The 16,649-nt window shown below is 74.7% G+C and carries 15 protein-coding genes and 1 pseudogene; 8 read left to right on the top strand and 8 right to left on the bottom strand.

Annotation, left to right across the window (positions count from 1 at the left end; translation table 11 throughout):
• Positions 1 to 80 precede the first annotated feature (80 nt).
• Both F8568_RS31145 and F8568_RS31140 read left to right on the top strand, forming a co-directional pair.
• Entirely contained in the window at positions 81 to 1,403 is a 1,323-nt protein-coding gene (locus F8568_RS31145; protein ID WP_151597257.1) for a magnesium transporter MgtE N-terminal domain-containing protein, read from the top strand.
• Positions 1,400 to 1,888 (top strand): DUF1003 domain-containing protein, encoded by a 489-nt coding sequence (locus F8568_RS31140; protein WP_151597256.1) that lies wholly within the window; start codon positions 1,400 to 1,402, stop codon positions 1,886 to 1,888. The genes F8568_RS31145 and F8568_RS31140 overlap by 4 nt, the downstream gene beginning before the upstream one ends.
• Here F8568_RS31140 and F8568_RS31135 read toward each other — a convergent pair.
• Positions 1,885 to 2,349, bottom strand: a complete 465-nt coding sequence (locus F8568_RS31135) for a MarR family winged helix-turn-helix transcriptional regulator (protein WP_328601108.1) — start codon at positions 2,347 to 2,349, stop codon at positions 1,885 to 1,887. The genes F8568_RS31140 and F8568_RS31135 overlap by 4 nt on opposite strands.
• Positions 2,350 to 2,480: 131 nt before the next feature.
• On the opposite strand from F8568_RS31135, the gene F8568_RS31130 reads away from it, so the two are divergent.
• The gene (locus F8568_RS31130) at positions 2,481 to 3,620 is read left to right on the top strand and encodes an Mrp/NBP35 family ATP-binding protein (RefSeq protein WP_151597255.1); all 1,140 of its coding nucleotides are present in this window, start codon (positions 2,481 to 2,483) and stop codon (positions 3,618 to 3,620) included.
• A 45-nt stretch (positions 3,621 to 3,665) separates the two neighbouring features.
• Here the strand turns inward: F8568_RS31130 and F8568_RS31125 are convergent, their stop codons facing one another.
• The 5 genes and pseudogenes from F8568_RS31125 to sigE form a co-directional block, all read right to left on the bottom strand.
• On the bottom strand, positions 3,666 to 4,016 hold the full coding sequence (locus tag F8568_RS31125; RefSeq protein WP_151597254.1) for a sec-independent translocase: 351 nt from the start codon (positions 4,014 to 4,016) through the stop codon (positions 3,666 to 3,668).
• A gap of 94 nt (positions 4,017 to 4,110) precedes the next feature.
• Positions 4,111 to 5,823 carry a S1C family serine protease gene (locus F8568_RS31120; protein ID WP_151597253.1) on the bottom strand — a complete coding sequence of 571 codons (1,713 nt, stop codon included), beginning with the start codon at positions 5,821 to 5,823 and terminating at the stop codon, positions 4,111 to 4,113.
• A 143-nt stretch (positions 5,824 to 5,966) separates the two neighbouring features.
• Positions 5,967 to 7,124 carry a MucB/RseB C-terminal domain-containing protein gene (locus F8568_RS31115; protein WP_328601107.1) on the bottom strand — a complete coding sequence of 386 codons (1,158 nt, stop codon included), beginning with the start codon at positions 7,122 to 7,124 and terminating at the stop codon, positions 5,967 to 5,969.
• Entirely contained in the window at positions 7,121 to 7,717 is a 597-nt protein-coding gene (locus tag F8568_RS31110) for an anti-sigma factor family protein (protein WP_151597252.1), read from the bottom strand. The genes F8568_RS31115 and F8568_RS31110 overlap by 4 nt, the downstream gene beginning before the upstream one ends.
• Positions 7,718 to 7,996: 279 nt before the next feature.
• Positions 7,997 to 8,614: pseudogene (sigE, locus tag F8568_RS31105) on the bottom strand (RNA polymerase sigma factor SigE); the annotation flags it as partial.
• A gap of 253 nt (positions 8,615 to 8,867) precedes the next feature.
• On the opposite strand from sigE, the gene F8568_RS31100 reads away from it, so the two are divergent.
• Together F8568_RS31100 and F8568_RS31095 are read left to right on the top strand one after the other, a co-directional pair.
• On the top strand, positions 8,868 to 9,470 hold the full coding sequence (locus F8568_RS31100) for an O-methyltransferase (protein ID WP_151597251.1): 603 nt from the start codon (positions 8,868 to 8,870) through the stop codon (positions 9,468 to 9,470).
• Positions 9,471 to 9,568: 98 nt separating this feature from the next.
• Entirely contained in the window at positions 9,569 to 10,192 is a 624-nt protein-coding gene (locus F8568_RS31095; protein WP_236009569.1) for a hypothetical protein, read from the top strand.
• Positions 10,193 to 10,253: 61 nt separating this feature from the next.
• Here F8568_RS31095 and F8568_RS31090 read toward each other — a convergent pair whose 3' ends face one another.
• Positions 10,254 to 11,774 carry a leucyl aminopeptidase gene (locus F8568_RS31090; RefSeq protein WP_151597250.1) on the bottom strand — a complete coding sequence of 507 codons (1,521 nt, stop codon included), beginning with the start codon at positions 11,772 to 11,774 and terminating at the stop codon, positions 10,254 to 10,256.
• 113 nt (positions 11,775 to 11,887) lie between these two features.
• The gene (locus F8568_RS31085; protein ID WP_083946426.1) at positions 11,888 to 12,055 is read right to left on the bottom strand and encodes a DUF3117 domain-containing protein; all 168 of its coding nucleotides are present in this window, start codon (positions 12,053 to 12,055) and stop codon (positions 11,888 to 11,890) included.
• Between the two features lie 355 nt (positions 12,056 to 12,410).
• On the opposite strand from F8568_RS31085, the gene F8568_RS31080 reads away from it, so the two are divergent.
• The 3 genes from F8568_RS31080 to F8568_RS31070 all read left to right on the top strand — a co-directional run bounded on the left by F8568_RS31080 (position 12,411) and on the right by F8568_RS31070 (position 16,649).
• The gene (locus F8568_RS31080) at positions 12,411 to 13,196 is read left to right on the top strand and encodes an enoyl-CoA hydratase-related protein (protein WP_151597249.1); all 786 of its coding nucleotides are present in this window, start codon (positions 12,411 to 12,413) and stop codon (positions 13,194 to 13,196) included.
• Positions 13,197 to 13,302: 106 nt separating this feature from the next.
• On the top strand, positions 13,303 to 14,067 hold the full coding sequence (locus F8568_RS31075; RefSeq protein WP_151597248.1) for an ABC transporter ATP-binding protein: 765 nt from the start codon (positions 13,303 to 13,305) through the stop codon (positions 14,065 to 14,067).
• A 5-nt stretch (positions 14,068 to 14,072) separates the two neighbouring features.
• Positions 14,073 to 16,649, top strand: a complete 2,577-nt coding sequence (locus F8568_RS31070) for an FtsX-like permease family protein (protein ID WP_151597247.1) — start codon at positions 14,073 to 14,075, stop codon at positions 16,647 to 16,649.

Raw genomic sequence — 16,649 nt, 5'->3', positions numbered from 1 at the left:
CGCCGTTTCACCCGCCGGTCACCCGCGGGCCGCCGCGCCCGCACCGAATCGCCCGGTGCGTCCTGGGTAGTGTCAGGCCCATGAGCGGAGCTCCGACGCGCGTGTTCATCGCGCGGCTCGCCGGGATCGCGGTGTTCGACCCGGCCGGCGACCAGGTCGGCCGGGTCCGCGACGTGGTGGTGGCGCTGCGCCTGGCCCCCCGGCCGCCCCGGGTGCTCGGTCTCGTCGTCGAGGTCGGCCCCCGCCGCCCGGTGTTCCTGCCGATCACCCGGGTGCAGGTGATCGAGGCCGACGCGATCATCTTCGACGGGCGGCTGAACATGCGGCGGTTCAGCAAGCGCGAGTCCGAGACCCTCGTCATCGCCGAGATGCTCGACCGCACCGTCCGGCTCTGCGACTCCGGCGAGCCCGTCTCCGTCGTCGACGTGGCGATGGAGCCCACCCGCACCCGCGACTGGCTGGTCGGCAAGGTCGCCGTCCGGCGCGGCGGGCGCGGCCTGCGCCGCGGCCCCGGGCTGCGCCGCCGCGGCGAGAGCCTCGTCGTCGACTGGAACGACGTCGAGGGGTTCTCCGCCGTCGAGCACGGCCAGGGCGCCGCCGGGCTGATCGCCGCGTTCGGCCAGATGAAGGCCGCCGACCTCGCCGGCATCGTGCACGAGCTGACCCCGAAGCGGCGCACCGAGGTCGCCGCCGCCCTCGACGACGAGCGGCTCGCCGACGTCCTGGAGGAGCTGCCCGAGGACGACCAGATCGAGATCCTCGGCAAGCTGGAGGCCGACCGCGCCGCCGACGTCCTGGAGGCGATGGGCCCCGACGACGCCGCCGACCTGCTCGGCGAGCTGCCCACCGAGCAGCGCGAGCGGCTGCTGACGCTGATGGAGCCGCAGGACGCGGCGCCCGTCCGGCGGCTGCTCACCTACGAGGACGAGTCCGCCGGCGGCCTGATGACCACCGACCCGGTGATCGTCCCGCCGGACGCGACCGTCGCCGAGGCGCTCGCGCAGATCCGCAACCCCGACCTGAACCCCGCGCTCGCCGCGCAGGTGTACGTGTGCCGGGCGCCGACCGCCACCCCCACCGGCCGCTACCTCGGCACCGTGCACTTCCAGCGGCTGCTGCGCGAACCGCCGCCGACCCTGGTCAGCGGCATCTGCGACACCGAGCTCGACCCGCTGCGGCCCACCATGACGCTGGAGTCCGTCGCGATGGTCCTGGCCACCTACAACCTGGTCGCCGCGCCCGTGGTGGACGAGAACGGGCACCTGCTCGGCTCGGTGACCATCGACGACGTCCTCGACCACCTGCTGCCCGAGGACTGGCGGGAGACCGCCATGGACGCGTTCGCCGAGGCGTCCGCCGATCCCGAGGAAGAGGCACTGCGGGGCGCCGAGGGGGCGAGATGACCACACGTCTGGACCAGCCGCGCGAGATCCGCCGGACGATCGTGCCGCGGCCGCACTACGACGCCGAGTCGTTCGGCCGGCTGTCGGAACGGTTCGCCCGGTTCCTCGGGACCGCCCGGTTCCTGGTCTACATGACGGTGTTCATCGTCGTGTGGATCGGCTGGAACTTCCTCGCCCCGCACTTCCTGCGCTGGGACCCCTACCCGTTCATCTTCCTGACGCTGATCCTGTCGCTGCAGGCGTCCTACGCGGCGCCGCTGATCCTGCTCGCCCAGAACCGGCAGGACGACCGCGACCGCGTCCAGTACGAGCAGGACCGCTCCCGCAACGAGCGCACCATCGCCGACACCGAGTACATCACCCGGGAGATCGCCGGGCTGCGGGTCGCGCTCAGCGAGGTCGTCACCCGCGACTTCCTGCGCTCGGAGCTCCAGCAGATCCTCCGCGAGCTGGACGCCAAGGACCAGCACCCGACGCTGTCCTAGGGCCGCTGGGCGGACTCGTCGGCGAGCTTGTCGAGGATGCTGCCGAACGTGCTCAGGTCGGGCTCGTCCAGCCGGCTCAGCACGTACTCGCGGACGCCCTGCCGGTACGTCGGCGTCGCGTCCGCCAGCCGCGCCCGGCCCGCCGGCGTCAGCACCGCGTACAGGCCCCGCGCGTCGCTGGTGCAGGACTGCCGGACGACCAGCCCGTCCCGCTGCAGCCGGTCGACCAGCCGGGTCAGCCCGCTGCGCGACAGCAGCACCCGGTCGGCGAGGTCGTTCATCCGCAGCCGCCCGTCCGGCGCCTCGCCGAGGTGCATCAGCACGTCGTAGGAGCCCAGCGCGAGATCATGGTCGGCGAGCAGGTCCGCCTGGAGCCGCCGGGAGATCTGGACCTGGGCGCGGAGCATCGTGCGCCACACCGCCAGCTCGGCGGGCGACATGGTGCTGGACTGCGATGTCACGCCCCGATGTTACGGTGCCGGAAGCCGCGGACGAAGGGGCCGGGGCCGGGTGTCGCGCGCCCCTTCGCCGCCCGGTGTGAGGTCCGGCACCCGATTGGGCGATACCGCCGCGGGGTCCATACCATGGACGCATGGCCCACCAGTTGACGACCGAGCAGGTGACCGCGGCCCTCGCCACGGTGAACGACCCCGAGATCCGCAAGCCCATCACCGAGCTCGACATGGTCAAGGACGTCGACATCGCGGCGGACGGCACCGTCCGCGTCGGCGTGTACCTGACCGTTGCCGGATGTCCCATGCGGGACACCATCACCAAGAACGTCACGGAGGCCGTCTCCAAGCTCGACGGGGTCACCTCCGTCCAGGTCGACCTGGACGTGATGAGCGAGGAGCAGCGCAAGGACCTGCAGACCAAGCTGCGCGGCGGCGAGCCCGCCAAGGAGATCCCGTTCGCCAAGCCGAACTCGCTGACCAAGGTCTACGCGGTGGCGAGCGGCAAGGGCGGGGTCGGCAAGTCCTCGGTGACCGTCAACCTGGCCGCGGCCCTCGCCGCGCAGGGCCGCAAGGTCGGCGTCGTCGACGCCGACATCTACGGGCACTCGGTGCCGCGGATGCTGGGCGTCACCGACGCCCCCACCAAGGTCGCCGACATGATCATGCCGCCGTCGGCGCACGACGTGAAGGTCATCTCCGTCGGCATGTTCACCGCCGGGAACCAGCCGGTGGTGTGGCGCGGTCCGATGCTGCACCGGGCCCTGCAGCAGTTCCTCGCCGACGTCTACTGGGGCGACCTCGACGTCCTGCTGATGGACCTGCCGCCCGGCACCGGCGACATCGCGATCTCCGTCGCGCAACTGCTGCCGTCCGCGGAGATCCTCGTGGTGACCACCCCGCAGCAGGCCGCCGCCGAGGTCGCCGAGCGGGCCGGCGCGATCGCCGCGCAGACCCACCAGCAGGTCGTCGGCGTGATCGAGAACATGTCCTACCTGACCTGCGCGCACTGCGGCGAGCGCCAGTACATCTTCGGCGAGGGCGGCGGCCAGACCGTCGCCGACGCCCTGGCCCGCACGCTCGGCACCAAGGTCCCGCTGCTCGGCCAGGTCGAGATCGACCCGCGGCTGCGCGAGGGTGGCGACAACGGCGTCCCGCTGGTGCTCGGCGACCCCGACGCGGGCGCCGCCAAGGAGTTGCGCACCATCGCCGACAAGCTGGCCGGCCGCTCCCGCGGCCTGGCCGGCATGTCCCTCGGCATCTCCCCCAAGCGCCACTAGAACCCAAGACGACAAAAGGCCCCGCCTCCGGCGGGGCCTTTTGCATTACGTCGCTTCGTTGTCGAAGGGGGGGCGTTCGCCGTAGTCGAGGGCGGCGGGCGACGTCGCGGCGTAGGACGGTTCGTCGTCGTCGAAGAGCTTGCCGTTCAGGAACGAGTCGTCGTCGTCGAACAGGTGCTTGCGGACGAACGTCTTCGGGTGCAGGTCGGTGATGTCGAAGTCCTTGAACTCCGGCCCGAGCCCGGCCTGCAGGTCCGCCTTGGCCGAGTTGGCCATCTGCCGGAACTGCCGCAGCATCCGGCCCGCCTGCCCGGCGACCTGGGGCAGCTTGTCACCGAAGATGACCAGGGCGAGGACGACCAGTACCGCCATCTCGCCGAGTCCGACGTCGAACAACCCGTCCTCCACAAGCCGCCGGGGACCGGCCCTGCGCGGACCGGTCCCCCCAGCGTATCCCCAGCCGGGATGAACCCGGCCTTAACATCCGGCGCTACGAACCGAGCGTGATCTCTACGGTGGTCTCCTTGCCGCCGCGCTCGTAGGTGACCTTGATCCGGTCGCCGGGGGCGCGGCTGCGGATCTGCGCGATCAGGTCGGTGGCGTCCTCGATCGGCTGGTCGTCGACCTTGGTGATGACGTCGCCGGGCTTGAGGCCCGCCTTGTCGGCCGGACCGCCCTTGGTGACCGGGTCCTGGCCCTGCACCGCCTGCTGCATGATGCGGGCGCCGCCCTGCTGGTACTGCGGGTCGGGCAGCACGCCGAGCTTGGCCATCTTCACCTGGCCGGTCCTGATGATCTCCTCGGCGACCCGCTTGCCCTGGTTGATCGGGATGGCGAAGCCGAGGCCGATGCTGCCGCTCTGGCTGCCGCCGCCGAGCGACTGGCCGCCGAGCGTGGCGATCGCGGTGTTGATGCCGATCACCCGGCCCTTGGCGTCCACCAGCGGGCCGCCGGAGTTGCCGGGGTTGATCGCGGCGTCGGTCTGGATCGCGTTGAGGTAGGACGAGTCGCCGCCGCCCTCGCCCTGGGTGGGCACCGCGCGGTTCAGCGAGCTGACGATGCCGGTCGTGACCGAGCCCTGCAGGCCGAGCGGCGAGCCGATGGCGATCACCGGGTCGCCGACCGCGAGCTTGCTGGAGTCGCCGAGGGCGAGCGCGGGCAGCGAGTGCTGCCCCTCCACCTTCACCACCGCGACGTCGGAGGACGGGTCGGCGCCCTTGACCGTGGCGGGCAGCGTCTTCTTGTCGTTGAAGATCACCTGCATCTGCGCGCCGCCGCGGGCCTCGGACACCACGTGGTTGTTGGTGACGATGTAGCCGCCGTTGACGATGAAGCCGGTGCCGCCGACCTCGCCCTGGGACGACTCCACGCGGATCATCACGACGCTCGGCAGCACCCGCTGCGCGACGCCGGCGACGGAGTCCGGCGGGCGGCTCTGCACCTTGGTGTCGCTGCCGCTGCCGCCGCCGAGGCTGACCGAGCCGTTGCCGTCGTCGCCGTCGTCGGTGGCGATCACCCCGATGCCGGCGCCGACGGCGCCCGCGACCAGCGCGACGATCAGCGCCACGACCGCCAGCAGGCCGAGGCCGGGGCCCCGGCCGGACGAGGGCGGCGGCGGCGGGATCGGCGCCCAGTTCGGGCCGGTCCCGGGCGTGCCGAACGCGCCCATCGGGCGGGGTCCGCCGGGAGGCGGCGGGCCCATCGGCGCGCCGGGGGGCGGCGGTCCCATGGGCGGCCGGCCGCCGGGCGGGGGCGGCCCCTGCTGCCAGCCCCCGTAGGGCGGCTGGCCGTGCATGGCGCGCGGGTCCTGGTCGTAGGGGACGAACCCGGGCCGCGGGCGCTGGTCCTGCGGCCCGTCCATCGGCTTGTCGAGCGCGACCGGGGGCGGCGGCTGCGGCATGTCGCGCGGGGGCGCGTCCTGCAGCGGCACTTCCCGGGGCGCCATGGGGCCGGGGACGTCGTCGTGCGGCGGCGCGTCGCCGCGCGCCGCGTCCGGCGGGGCGAACCCGCCCGCCGGCTCGCCGGCGCCGCCCGCCACGAGGCGGTCGGTGCCGCCCGGTTCCGGGTCGGGCTCCACCGCCGGCTGCTCCAGGGGGATCTCCTGGTCGGTCACCGTCTCGGGAGAAGCCGCCGCGTCCTGCCGCTCAGGCTCCTGCCCGGGGACGGCGTCCTCGTCCCCCGGCCGGCGGTTGTCTTCCGTCATCCCCATCTCTCCTACCGAGCATGGTCTCGTCATCCGTGCTCATCGTGCCGCGCTGGGCATGTGGCGAGCGTAAGGCAGATGCCGCCCGCGGCGCCTCTCGGGTCCTCCCGGTTTGGACGGACTTGGGCGTTCCCCGGTTCGGGTCAGTTGAACGGGTCGGCGGCCGAGGCCAGCCGCCGCGCGCCGCGCGCCAGCCGCGTCCAGAACGGGTCGGGATGGCGCGGCAGCTCGAACGCGACCGCCTCCGCCGTGCTCTGCGGCGCGTCCGTCACGACGGTGTACACGTAGCCGTCGGCCGCGGCGACGGCCCAGCGGCGCAGCGACTCGCGGCAGAACACGGTGCGGCCGTGCCGGACGGCCTTCTTCCAGCCGGTCAGCGCGCCGGTGTCGAGGGTGCCGCGCTGGACGAACACCGACACCGAGGCCAGCCCGTCGGAGTAGCTGAGGTGCACCGCGCCACCGGCCTCGCGGCGCGCGTCGTAGAGGGTGAGGTGGCCGGGCATCCGGTCGGGGACGGGCCAGCCGCGGCGCTTCAGGCCGTCGAGGGCGCGGGCGTCGAGCGGCACCTCGAGGATCGAGGTGGCGGAGCTGTTGGGCGCGGCGTTCGCGCTGGTCGGGCTCTCCGGCTCGGTTCCGGCCGGGGCCTCGGTGACGGCGGGGGCGTCCACGGACGAGCCGCGGGTGCGGCCGGGGCGCGGCGCGGCGCCGCCCTGGGCCGGGAGGGTGAAGCTGATCTCGGTGAAGCCGCTGGTGACCACCGGATGGCCCGTCGCGTCGATCAGCTCGCGGTGCAGCATCAGGCCGGTCTCGGCGTCCAGCCAGAACCGGCCCGCGATCGTGCCGTCCTGCCGGCGCGCCTCCACCACGCAGGCGCGGCGGCCGAGGATGGACGCGTCGCGCTTGCGTACGACGGTGTAGTTGCGGGTCAGCAGGTCGAGCGTGCGCTTGGTGAACGCGGTGGCGTCGCCGGCGGACGCGTCGGGAAGGTAGCCCTCCGAGCCCGCCGCCGAGGTGTACCGGACGCCGTCGCCGGGCGTGTGCACGGCGGTGACGCGGGAGGTGGCGGACCGGCCGCCCTTCCAGGTCGTCAGGAAGCGGCGCCCCTGGTAGGGGACGCGGCGGGCGGCGTCGGCGGCGGAGCGCAGCAGGCCGACGGCGCCGGGGTCGCTGCGGGCGCGGCGCGCGGCGCCCGGGTCTCCGGACAGCCCCCAGGCGAGCGCCACCGCGCCGGCGAGGCCGCCGGCGATCAGGATGCGGCGCCGTCCCCGGCGGTGGCAGGCCGTCGAGGGCGTCCCGGTCACGGCCCGGGGGCGGTCTTGATCTGGTTCGCCGGGTCGGTCAGCGGGTCGGTGACGGGCGCGTCGCCGGTGGTCAGCGCGTGCTCGACGGCGAACCGGTCGAAGGCGGGGGTCACGGCCGGCGCGTGCTGGCGGCCGCCGACCACGTAGGAGGCGGTGCCGAGCCCGATGAACAGGGTGGCGGCGCCGACCACCAGGTAGCGGCGGCGGTGCCGGGTCAGGCCGGCGGCGCGGGCGCCCGGCCGGTTGTCGCGGGGGCGGGCGGACGGCGCGGCCGTCCGGGCGGGACGGGCCGATGATCGCAGCGGCCGGGAGGCGGGACGCATCGGCTGGGTGGTCGCGGGCGGCTCCGGCGGGACGGGCGCGGCGCCCATGGAGCGCAGGCGGTTCAGGAAGTCGCCGGACGGCAGGTCGTCGGCGCCGTCGGAGGCGGGGACCGCGTTCAGGCCGCGCAGCCGCCCCTTGACCCGGCGCAGCTCGTCGGCCTCGGCCCGGCAGGCGGCGCAGCCCGCCAGGTGGGCGAGGACCCGGTCGCGCTCGGCGGGGTCCAGCTCGTCGTCGATCAGAGCGGTCAGGCGCTCACCCAGGCAGCTCACACGGCCTCCTCACGCGGGGACGACCCCCCGCGCCCCCCGGCCCCGGGATGGATGCCCTTGCTACGCCTGGTCATGACGCCCCTGTTCGTTCCGTTCTCTCCGCGCGCGGCCCCGCTGCCACGCGCGCGGTCGCTACACGCCCTCCGGTTGCGGCCGTGCCTCGCGCGGCGCGTCCGGCTCGGCGACGCCGGCCGCCCGCACGCTACCGGTGCCGGCGATCTCGGTTTCGGCCCGCTCCCCCGCGGCGACCGCTTCGGCGGCCTGCCACTCGTTGCGGGTCCCGGGCCGGCGCCGGGTCGGCGCCCGGTGCTCCAGCGCGGCCCGCAGCTGCGCGCGCCCCCGGTGGATGCGGCTGCGCACCGTGCCGAGCTTGACGCCCAGGGTGGCGGAGATCTCCTCGTAGGACAGGCCCTCGATGTCGCACAGCACGACGGCCGCGCGGTACTCGGGGGCCAGCGCGTCCAGCGCCGCCTGGACGTCGGCGTCGAAGTTGGTGTCGTCGAACGCCTGCGCGGGTGTGGGCTCGCGGCCCTGCAGCCGCTCGGCGGCGTCGTCGGCGAGTCCTTCGAAGCGGATGCGCTGGCGGCGCCGCGCCATGTCGAGGAACAGGTTCGTGGTGATCCGGTGCAGCCAGCCCTCGAACGTGCCGGGCGTGTAGTTCGACAACGAGCGGAACACGCGGACGAAGACCTCCTGCGTGAGGTCCTCCGCGTCGTGCTGGTTGCCGGTCAGCCGGTAGGCGAGCCGGTACACGCGCGCGGAGTGCTCGCGGACGACCTCGTCCCAGGACGGCGGCGCCCACTCGGCCTCGGGGGCGTTCTCACGCGCGGCGCTTCCCAGCCCCTGCCTGGGGCCGACCCCCACAGCGCCTCTAAAACTCAGTGCTGCGACTCCCATGGTGCCGGGCTGTTCCTCTCTGGTGAGCCAAGACTCTTCGCCTTGGAACGGCACGGTCTCGCCTGGGCTGGGGCGGTTCTGGACCGGTTCGGTGCTCGTCGTTCCACCCACCGGACGGCGGATGCTTACGTCCTTTGCAACGCGCTGGAACTCCGGATGGTTCCCGGTCAGCGATATGGTCTTTCCAGCATGAGCCAGGCGGGGGTCCCGCGAGGAGGCAGCCATCGACGCCATTCAGGCCACCCGGGCCTACGTGGAGGATTTCCTCCCCGAAGACGAGCCGCTGCTGGAGGCCCGGCGGCGCGGCCACGAGATCGGCGCGACCCCGATCGGCCCGGCGGGCGGCGCCGCGCTGCGCTTCCTGGCGTCGCTGCTGGGCGCCCGGACGGTCGTGGAGGTCGGCTCGGGCTGCGGGGTGTCCGGCGTGTACCTGATGCGCGGGATGCCGAAGGACGCGGTGCTGACCAGCGTCGACATCGAGCCCGAGCACCAGCGGCTGGCGAAGCTCGCCTACCGCGAGGCGGGGCTGTCCGCGTTCCGCACCCGGATGATCATCGGCCCGGCGCTGGAGGTGCTGCCGCGGCTCACCGACGGCGCCTACGACATGGTGTTCTGCGACGCGGCGAAGCACGAGTACCCCGAGTACCTGGCGGCGGCGCTGCGGCTGCTGCGGCCGGGCGGCGTCGTCGCGTTCGACAACGCGCTGTGGCACGACCGCGTCGCCGACCCCGACGTCCGCGACCCCGAGACCGAGGCGATCCGCGAGGTGCACCGAGCGGTCCGCGAGGACGAGCGCCTCGTCCCGCTGCTGGTCCCGGTGGGCGACGGCCTCCTGTGCGCGGTGAAGCGCGACTGACCGGTGACCGGAGTGGAGCGCCAGCGGAACGGAGGTCGCCGGTCAGTCGGCTCTTCCGGGGGGTCTGGGGGGTCGTCCCCCCAGAGGAGGCGCTGATCGTGGAGGGCGGGCGGGACGCCGGGCCGGACGTGCCGGCGGAGGTGTTCGCGGTGCGGGACCGGGTGACGTGGCGGGCGGTGTGGCGGCTCGCCGCGTTCGTGATCCTGTTCGTGGCGTCGATCGGGTTCGTCGCGGGCGGGGTGATCCGCGGCGCGGGCGTCGGCAGCGTCGCGTTCATGGTGCTCGGCGTCGCCGGTTTCCTGCTGTTCGGGGCGGGTCTGGCCACCTCGCTCGGCGGCCTGCTGGCGCGCCGCCCCGTGCTGGAGCTGGACGTCTCGGGGGTGCGGCGGCCGGCGCGCTGGCCGCTGCCGCGCCGGTCCGGGCGGGTCCTGCCGTGGGACGAGGTGGCGGCGATCACGGCGCTGCGCCGCGGCGTCCCCGGCACCCGCCGCGGCGAGCAGGACTACGTGGTGTTCCTGCCGACGCCGGAGCTGGCGGAGATGGCCCGCACGTCCGACCGGCCGGTCCTGGTGGCGCTGACGATGCGGGACGTCCCGGCGACGGCGGCGGCGGTGCCGTGGTGCTTCGCGGTCGGCCCCGGCTGGGACGCGAAGCTCCCCAAGATCGTCAAGGAGGCCCGGCGCCGCCGCCGCGTCCCCGTCATCGACCGCCGCACCCGTTGACTTGTGGCGTGTCGTGGTTATAGCGCGCCTCATAACCACGACACGCCACAAGTCAACGGGGTCAGGCCGTGAGGTAGTCGAGGAGGAGGCGGGTGCCGTAGCCGGTGGCGCCGCGGGTGATCTCGGCGTCGTCGGCGGTGGCGCGGCCGGGGCCGGCGATGTCGAGGTGGGCCCAGGTGCGGTCGCCGGCGAACTCGCGCAGGAACAGCGCCGCCGCGATGGCGCCGCCGTTGAAGCCGCCGCGGCCCATGTTGGCGACGTCGGCGACGTCGGACTCGATCGCCTTGCGGTAGTCGTCGACGAGCGGCAGCCGCCACAGCGGCTCGCCCGCCGCGGCCCCGGCCGCGGTGAGGGCCTCGGCGAGGGCGTCGTCGTTGCTGAACAGCGCGCCGTACCGCAGGCCCAGCGCGACCTTGGCGGCGCCGGTGAGGGTCGCGACGTCCACGACGGCGTCGGGGGCGAGCTCGGCGTCGGCGTAGGCGAGCGCGTCGGCGAGGACGAGCCGCCCCTCGGCGTCGGTGTTCAGCACCTCGGAGGTCTTGCCGCCGAAGTGGGAGATCACGTCGCCGGGCCGCATCGACGACCCGGACGGCATGTTCTCCGCGGCGGCGACCAGGCCGGTGACGCGGGCGCGGACGCCGAGGTCGCGCAGCGCGCTCATCACGGCGATGACGACGCCGCCGCCCGACATGTCGGTCTTCATGGTCTTCATGCCGTCGTTCGGCTTGAGCGACAGGCCGCCGCTGTCGAACGTGATGCCCTTGCCGACGAGCACGATGTGCCGGTCGGGCGCCCCGTCGGGGCCCTGTTCCTTCTGGGGGGACGACCCCCCAGACCCCCCGGCGCTTCGCGGATCGTAGGACAGCTCGATCAGGCGGGGCGGGCGCGCCGAGCCGGAGCCGACCGCGAGCAGCCCGCCGAACCCGCCCTCGACCAGCTCCTTCTCGTCCCGGACGCGGACGGCCAGGCCGGCGTCGCGGGCGACCTCGGCGGCGCGGGCGGCGAGCCAGGACGGGTCCTTCTCGCCGGACGGGGTGTTGGCGAGGTCGCGGGCGAGGGCGGTGGCGCGGGCCCGGGCGGTGCCGCGCTCGATCGCGGGCGCGTCCGCCTCCGGGCCGGCCTCGGTCAGCACGGCCAGGGTGCCGAGCGGGCGCTTGGGCGCGGCGGCGCCGATCCGGAACTCGTAGGAGGCGAGCAGGGCGCCCTCGACGAAGGCGGCGAGGTCGCCGGAGGGGACGCCCGCGACGAGGGCCGTGCGGCCGCGGCCGCGGCGGGCGAGGGCCGCGCCGGCCTTGCGCAGGTCCGCGGGGGCCGCCTCGCCGACGCCGTACAGCAGCAGGTCGCGGACCTGCCCGCCGACCCGCGCGGGCGCGGCGACGATCTCGCCGGCCTCGCCCTTGGCGCCGTGCAGCGCCAGCAGCTCGTCCAGGGTGAACGGCAGGCCCTTCGCGACCTCGGCGTCCGGGGCGACCGGGCCGTCCGGGCCGGACCGGACGGGGACCGCCACCGCCTCCGCCCCGAGGTCGGCCGCGGTGCCGGTCACGGTGCCGCCGGCGCCGTGGATGCGGGTCTCGATGGGCATGGCGACGGGTCCCCCCTGAGCTGAGCCTTACCGGGTTTTCGGTGTTCGGGAACGGCGACGGTCCCGGCGAGCACGCCGGGACCTTCGCCGGAGAGCCGGGAGCGGCGGAGCCGTCAGCCGACGACGCCCTTGAGGGCCTCGCCGAGTTCCTTGGCCTCGTCGGCGGAGAGCTCGACCACAAGGCGGCCGCCGCCTTCGAGCGGGACCCGCATGACGATTCCGCGCCCCTCCTTGGTCACTTCGAGCGGACCGTCTCCCGTCCGCGGCTTCATCGCCGCCATGCGTGCATCCCCTTCCTGCCTAAAGGCCCCGCTTGGGGCCGTTTGGAGCCTCCGGGCACCGTTGGCCGCGTGGCCGCCTGTCGCATCCGCGTCATCAGTAGTGGTCCATTATCTCGTCTCCTGGGCGCGAAGTGGTAACGATCAGCCTCCAGATCGGAAGACCGCAGGCGTACGGGGCACTCCGGCGCGGTTCGAGCGGAGCGGGAGGAGACGCCGGGAGCGGGGCGGCAGGGCGGGCCGGAGGGGCACCGGACGGTCACGCGGGGTGCACGGATGCGGGACGGCACTTGCCCGCCGCGCCCCGGTTCGTCGATGGTTGCCGGGGAAGATCTATCCAGGACCGGGAGGATGCCGCATGTCCGAGACCGTGCTGTACGACGTGACCGACGGTGTGGGAACAATCACACTCAACCGTCCGGACGCGATGAACTCGCTGACGGCGGAGATGAAGGGCGCGCTGCTGGAGACGGTCCGGCGCGCGGCGTCGGACGCGTCGGCGCGCGCGGTGATCCTGACCGGCGCGGGGCGGGCGTTCTGCGCGGGCCAGGACCTGCGCGAGCACGCCGACAACCTGGCGGCCGGCAGGGGGCTCGACGGCACCGTGATCAAGCACTACAACCCGATCGTGCTGGCGCTCGCCGGGATGGCGAAGCCGGTCGTCGCGGCGGTGAACGGGGTAGCGGCGGGCGCGGGCGCCGCGCTGGTGTTCGCCTGCGACCTGGCCGTCGCCTCGGACAAGTCGCGGTTCGCGACGGCGTTCACCGGCATCGGCCTGGCGCCCGACAGCGGCATGTCGTGGACGCTGCAGCGGCTGGTCGGCCGGGCGAAGGCGGCGGAGCTGCTGCTGCTCGGGGAGCCGCTGAAGGCGCCCGAGGCGCTGGAGCTCGGCCTGGTCAACCGGGTCGTCCCGGCGGACGAGCTGGCCCCGGCGGCGGTGGAGCTGGCGCGGCGGCTCGCGGCGGGGCCGACCGTGGCGTACGCGGCGGTGAAGCGGGCGCTCGACCACGCGGCGGCGCACGACCTGGCGTCGGCGCTGGAGCGCGAGGCGGTGCTGCAGGACGAGTGCGCGGCGACCGCCGACCACCAGAACGCGACCGAGGCGTTCCTGAAGAAGCAGCAGCCGGTCTTCGAGGGGCGTTAGGGGCTCGTTAGGGGCTCCATGCGCGCGGGGGTGGGGACAGCCCCACCCCCGTTTCTGGAGTGCGCGCCAATGTGCCGGGAGGGCCCGCGGCGGTTGGCTTGAGGGCATGAAACAAGCATCCGCCGCGCCGCCCGCCGGGCAGGTCCGCGACCACGTCGCCGTCGCCTCCGGCCTGGTCAAGTCGTACGGGACGGGCGACGGCGCGGTGACCGCGCTGCGCGGCGTATCGGCGGCGTTCGCGCGCGGCCAGTTCACCGCGATCATGGGGCCGTCCGGCTCGGGCAAGTCGACGTTCCTGCACTGCCTGGCCGGGCTGGACACGGTTACGTCCGGTTCGGTGCGGATCGGCGGCGTGGAGATCACCGAGCTGTCGCCGACGCGGCTGACCAAGCTGCGCCGCGACCGGCTCGGGTTCGTGTTCCAGTCGTTCAACCTGCTGCCGATGCTGACGGCGGAGGAGAACATCCGGCTGACGGGGCGGCTCGGGAACCGCCGCGCGGACCGGCGCTGGTTCGACACGATCGTGGACGCGCTCGGCCTGCGCGACCGCCTGGACCACCGGCCGAGCGAGCTGTCCGGCGGGCAGCAGCAGCGCGTCGCGGTCGCGCGGGCGCTGCTGACCCGGCCCGAGGTGCTGTTCGCCGACGAGCCGACCGGCAACCTCGACTCGCGCTCGGGCGCGGAGGTGCTGGGGTTCCTGCGCTCGGCGGTCGACTCCTACGGCCGGACCGTGGTCATGGTGACGCACGACCCGGCCGCCGCCGCGCACGCCGACCGGGTGCTGTTCCTCGCCGACGGCGTGATCGTCCACGAGCTCACCGGGCCGACCATCGACCAGGTGCACGCCGTGATGCGCCGGATGGAGGGCTGATCCCCATGTGGCTCATCGCGCGCCGCTCGTTCGCCGAGGGCTGGCTGCGGCTGGCCGCCACGATGCTCGCGGCCCTGTTCTCGATCGGGCTGATCGCCGGATCCCTGCAGTTCACGCTGCGCGCCCAGGAGGCCGTCTCCGGCAGCGACGCGAGCGAGTACGCGCGCGCCGACGTGCTCGTCCAGGGCGGCTCGGTCGACCCCGACGACCCGTACTCGGTGCCGGACGGCCGCGTCGCGCTCGCACAGGTCGCCGGGCGTCCCGGCGTCGCCGCCACGGCCGGGGACGCGTCGGTCCCGGTGACCGCGAGCGGCGCCGGCCACAAGACGATCATTCCGCCGGCCGGGGCGCGGACCCTGCTGCGGCCGTGGACGCCCGCGTCCGGGCTGAACCCGTACCACCTGGAGTCCGGGCGGGCGCCCGCCGCCGACGGCGAGGTCGCCGTCACCCGGCACGCCGCCCGCGCCGGGAAGCTGCGCACCGGCGGCACGGTGACCGTCCTCACGCCGAAGCAGGCCCGCACGATGAAGGTCGTCGGGATCGTCACCGTGCAGGGGCACGGCGCCGTCGCGAGCGGCGACCTGCTGCTCGCCCCGCCCGCGACCGTCCAGCGGGCCGCCGGGCTGCCCGCCGGGACCTGGCAGACCGTGTGGGTGAAGGCCGCGCCCGGCGTGGCGCCGGCGAAACTGCGCGGCGACCTGGCCCGCGCGTTCGGCTCCGCCGCGACCGTCCGGACGGCGAGCGGCGTCCGGCACGCGCAGTCCGCCGACCTGCAGGGCGCCGGCGCGGCCGTCGGCGGCGCCATCGGGATGCTCTCGTCCGTCGCGGTGTTCGTCGGCCTGTTCGTCGTGTCCAACACCTTCGGCACCCTCGTCCGGCAGCGGACCCGGCGGCTCGCGCTGCTCGGCGCGATCGGCGCCACGCCGCGGCAGCTCAAGCGGCTGATCCGGCTGGAGGCGCTCGTCCTCGGCGCCGTCGCCTCGACGGGCGGCGTGCTGCTCGGCTACGCCGTCTCCGGCCTGCTGACCAGGCTGTTCGCGCAGGACGGCTTCGACATCACCGCCGCCGACGCGCAGTACGGGTGGATCGCCCTCGCCGTCCCCGCCGCCGCCGGGATCGTCGTCACCCAGCTCGCCGCGTGGCGCGCCGCGCGCAGGGCGGCGCGCATCTCCCCCATGCAGGCGCTCAGGGCGGCGAGCGCCGACACGACCGGCCGCCGCTGGCCCCGCCTCGCCGGCGCGTTCGCGGTCTTCGCCTGCGCGTGGATGTTCTTCGGCCCCGTCTGGGCGATCCGCGCCGAGGAGCCGCCCGGCCCCGACCGCACCGTCGCGGCGTCCGCGCTGATCCTGATGGGCAGCATGACGACCGTCGCGGCCCTCGCCGTCCTCGCCCCGTTCTTCGTCGGGCCCCTCGGCGGCCTCGTCGGGCGGATCGGGATGGCCGTCAGCGGTGAGGCCGGGCGGCTCGCCCGCGCCACGATCACCCGCAGCCCGCGCCGCGTCTCGTCCGCCGCGTCCTCGCTGATGCTCGGCGTCGCGCTCGTCGGCGCCACCGCGATGGTCGTGATGTCGGCGAACGGCCGCTTCGAGGAGGCCGGACGGCAGGTCATGCGGGCCGACCACGCCATCGCCGCGACCGGCAGGACCTCCGACGGGCCGGCGCCGCTGCCCCGCGACCTCGCCGCGAAGGCCGCCGCCGTCCCGGGCGTCGCGCACGCCGCCGCCCTCACCTCGTCGGAGGTCAAGCTCGTCTCGCCGCAGCCGAAGCACGACCCCGACGACGACACTCCGCTGTACGTCACCGTGACCGGGGTGGACCAGGCGGCGCTGCCGTCGCTGCTGCGGCTCGGCGGGCACCTGCCGCCCCTGCCGGACGGGCAGATCGGCCTCACGTCCACGGTCATGAAGGCCCACGGCCTGCACAAGGGCGAGCGGATCGTGGTCCGGGGCGCGCAGGGCCGTGTCACGCTCACCGTCGCGGGCGCCTACCACGACCCGTCCCACCTGTTCGCCGACGGCGCGCTCGTCGCCCCGTCCACCATGGACCGCCTCGCCCCGGACGCCGCCGCCCAGGCGATCCTCGTCAGCGGCGGCTCCGCGGACGCGCTGTCCCGCGCGGTCGCCGGCGTCCCGGGCGTCAAGGTCCTGGACGAGGGCGCCTACGTGAAGCAGGCGGCGAGCGCGATGACCAAGGGCATGCGGGTCATCTACGGGTTCATCGGGATGGCGCTGGTGCTGTCGCTGTTCGGGATGGCCACGACCGTGTCGATGAGCGTCGCCGAACGGACTCGCGAGTTCGGCCTGCTCGGCGCCGTCGGCGCGACCGTCACGCAGATCCGGGCGATCGTCCGGTGGGAGGCCGCCACGGTCGTCCTGCTCGGCGGCCTCCTCGGCATCGGCACCGCGCTCGGCACCGTCGCGCTCCTGCACGCGGCGACCGGCAGCTCGTTCCTGACCGTGGACCCGCCGTGGTGGCTGTTCGTCCTCGTCGCCGCCGGCGCCGCCGCCGTCACCCTCGCCACCTCCGCCCTTCCGGCCCGGCGGGCCTCCACGATCCCCGTCCTGGAAGCCGCCAATGCCTAG

It is taken from the genome of Actinomadura physcomitrii, from assembly GCF_008923205.2.
Lineage (GTDB): Bacteria > Actinomycetota > Actinomycetes > Streptosporangiales > Streptosporangiaceae > Spirillospora > Spirillospora physcomitrii.
The sequence above is the reverse complement of the archived record's forward strand: the minus strand, read 5'-3'. Positions and strand labels throughout refer to the sequence as shown.

What these genes read in the sequence shown, in the direction of transcription:
- F8568_RS31145 (WP_151597257.1), top strand. Translation starts at nt 81, where the DNA reads ATGAGCGGAGCTCCGACGCGCGTGTTCATCGCGCGGCTCGCCGGGATC.
- F8568_RS31085 (WP_083946426.1), bottom strand. Translation starts at nt 12,055, where the DNA reads ATGGCGGCGATGAAGCCGCGGACGGGAGACGGTCCGCTCGAAGTGACC.
- F8568_RS31090 (WP_151597250.1), bottom strand. Translation starts at nt 11,774, where the DNA reads ATGCCCATCGAGACCCGCATCCACGGCGCCGGCGGCACCGTGACCGGC.
- F8568_RS31120 (WP_151597253.1), bottom strand. Translation starts at nt 5,823, where the DNA reads ATGACGGAAGACAACCGCCGGCCGGGGGACGAGGACGCCGTCCCCGGG.
- F8568_RS31070 (WP_151597247.1), top strand. Translation starts at nt 14,073, where the DNA reads ATGTGGCTCATCGCGCGCCGCTCGTTCGCCGAGGGCTGGCTGCGGCTG.
- F8568_RS31140 (WP_151597256.1), top strand. Translation starts at nt 1,400, where the DNA reads ATGACCACACGTCTGGACCAGCCGCGCGAGATCCGCCGGACGATCGTG.
- F8568_RS31080 (WP_151597249.1), top strand. Translation starts at nt 12,411, where the DNA reads ATGTCCGAGACCGTGCTGTACGACGTGACCGACGGTGTGGGAACAATC.
- F8568_RS31130 (WP_151597255.1), top strand. Translation starts at nt 2,481, where the DNA reads ATGGCCCACCAGTTGACGACCGAGCAGGTGACCGCGGCCCTCGCCACG.
- F8568_RS31075 (WP_151597248.1), top strand. Translation starts at nt 13,303, where the DNA reads ATGAAACAAGCATCCGCCGCGCCGCCCGCCGGGCAGGTCCGCGACCAC.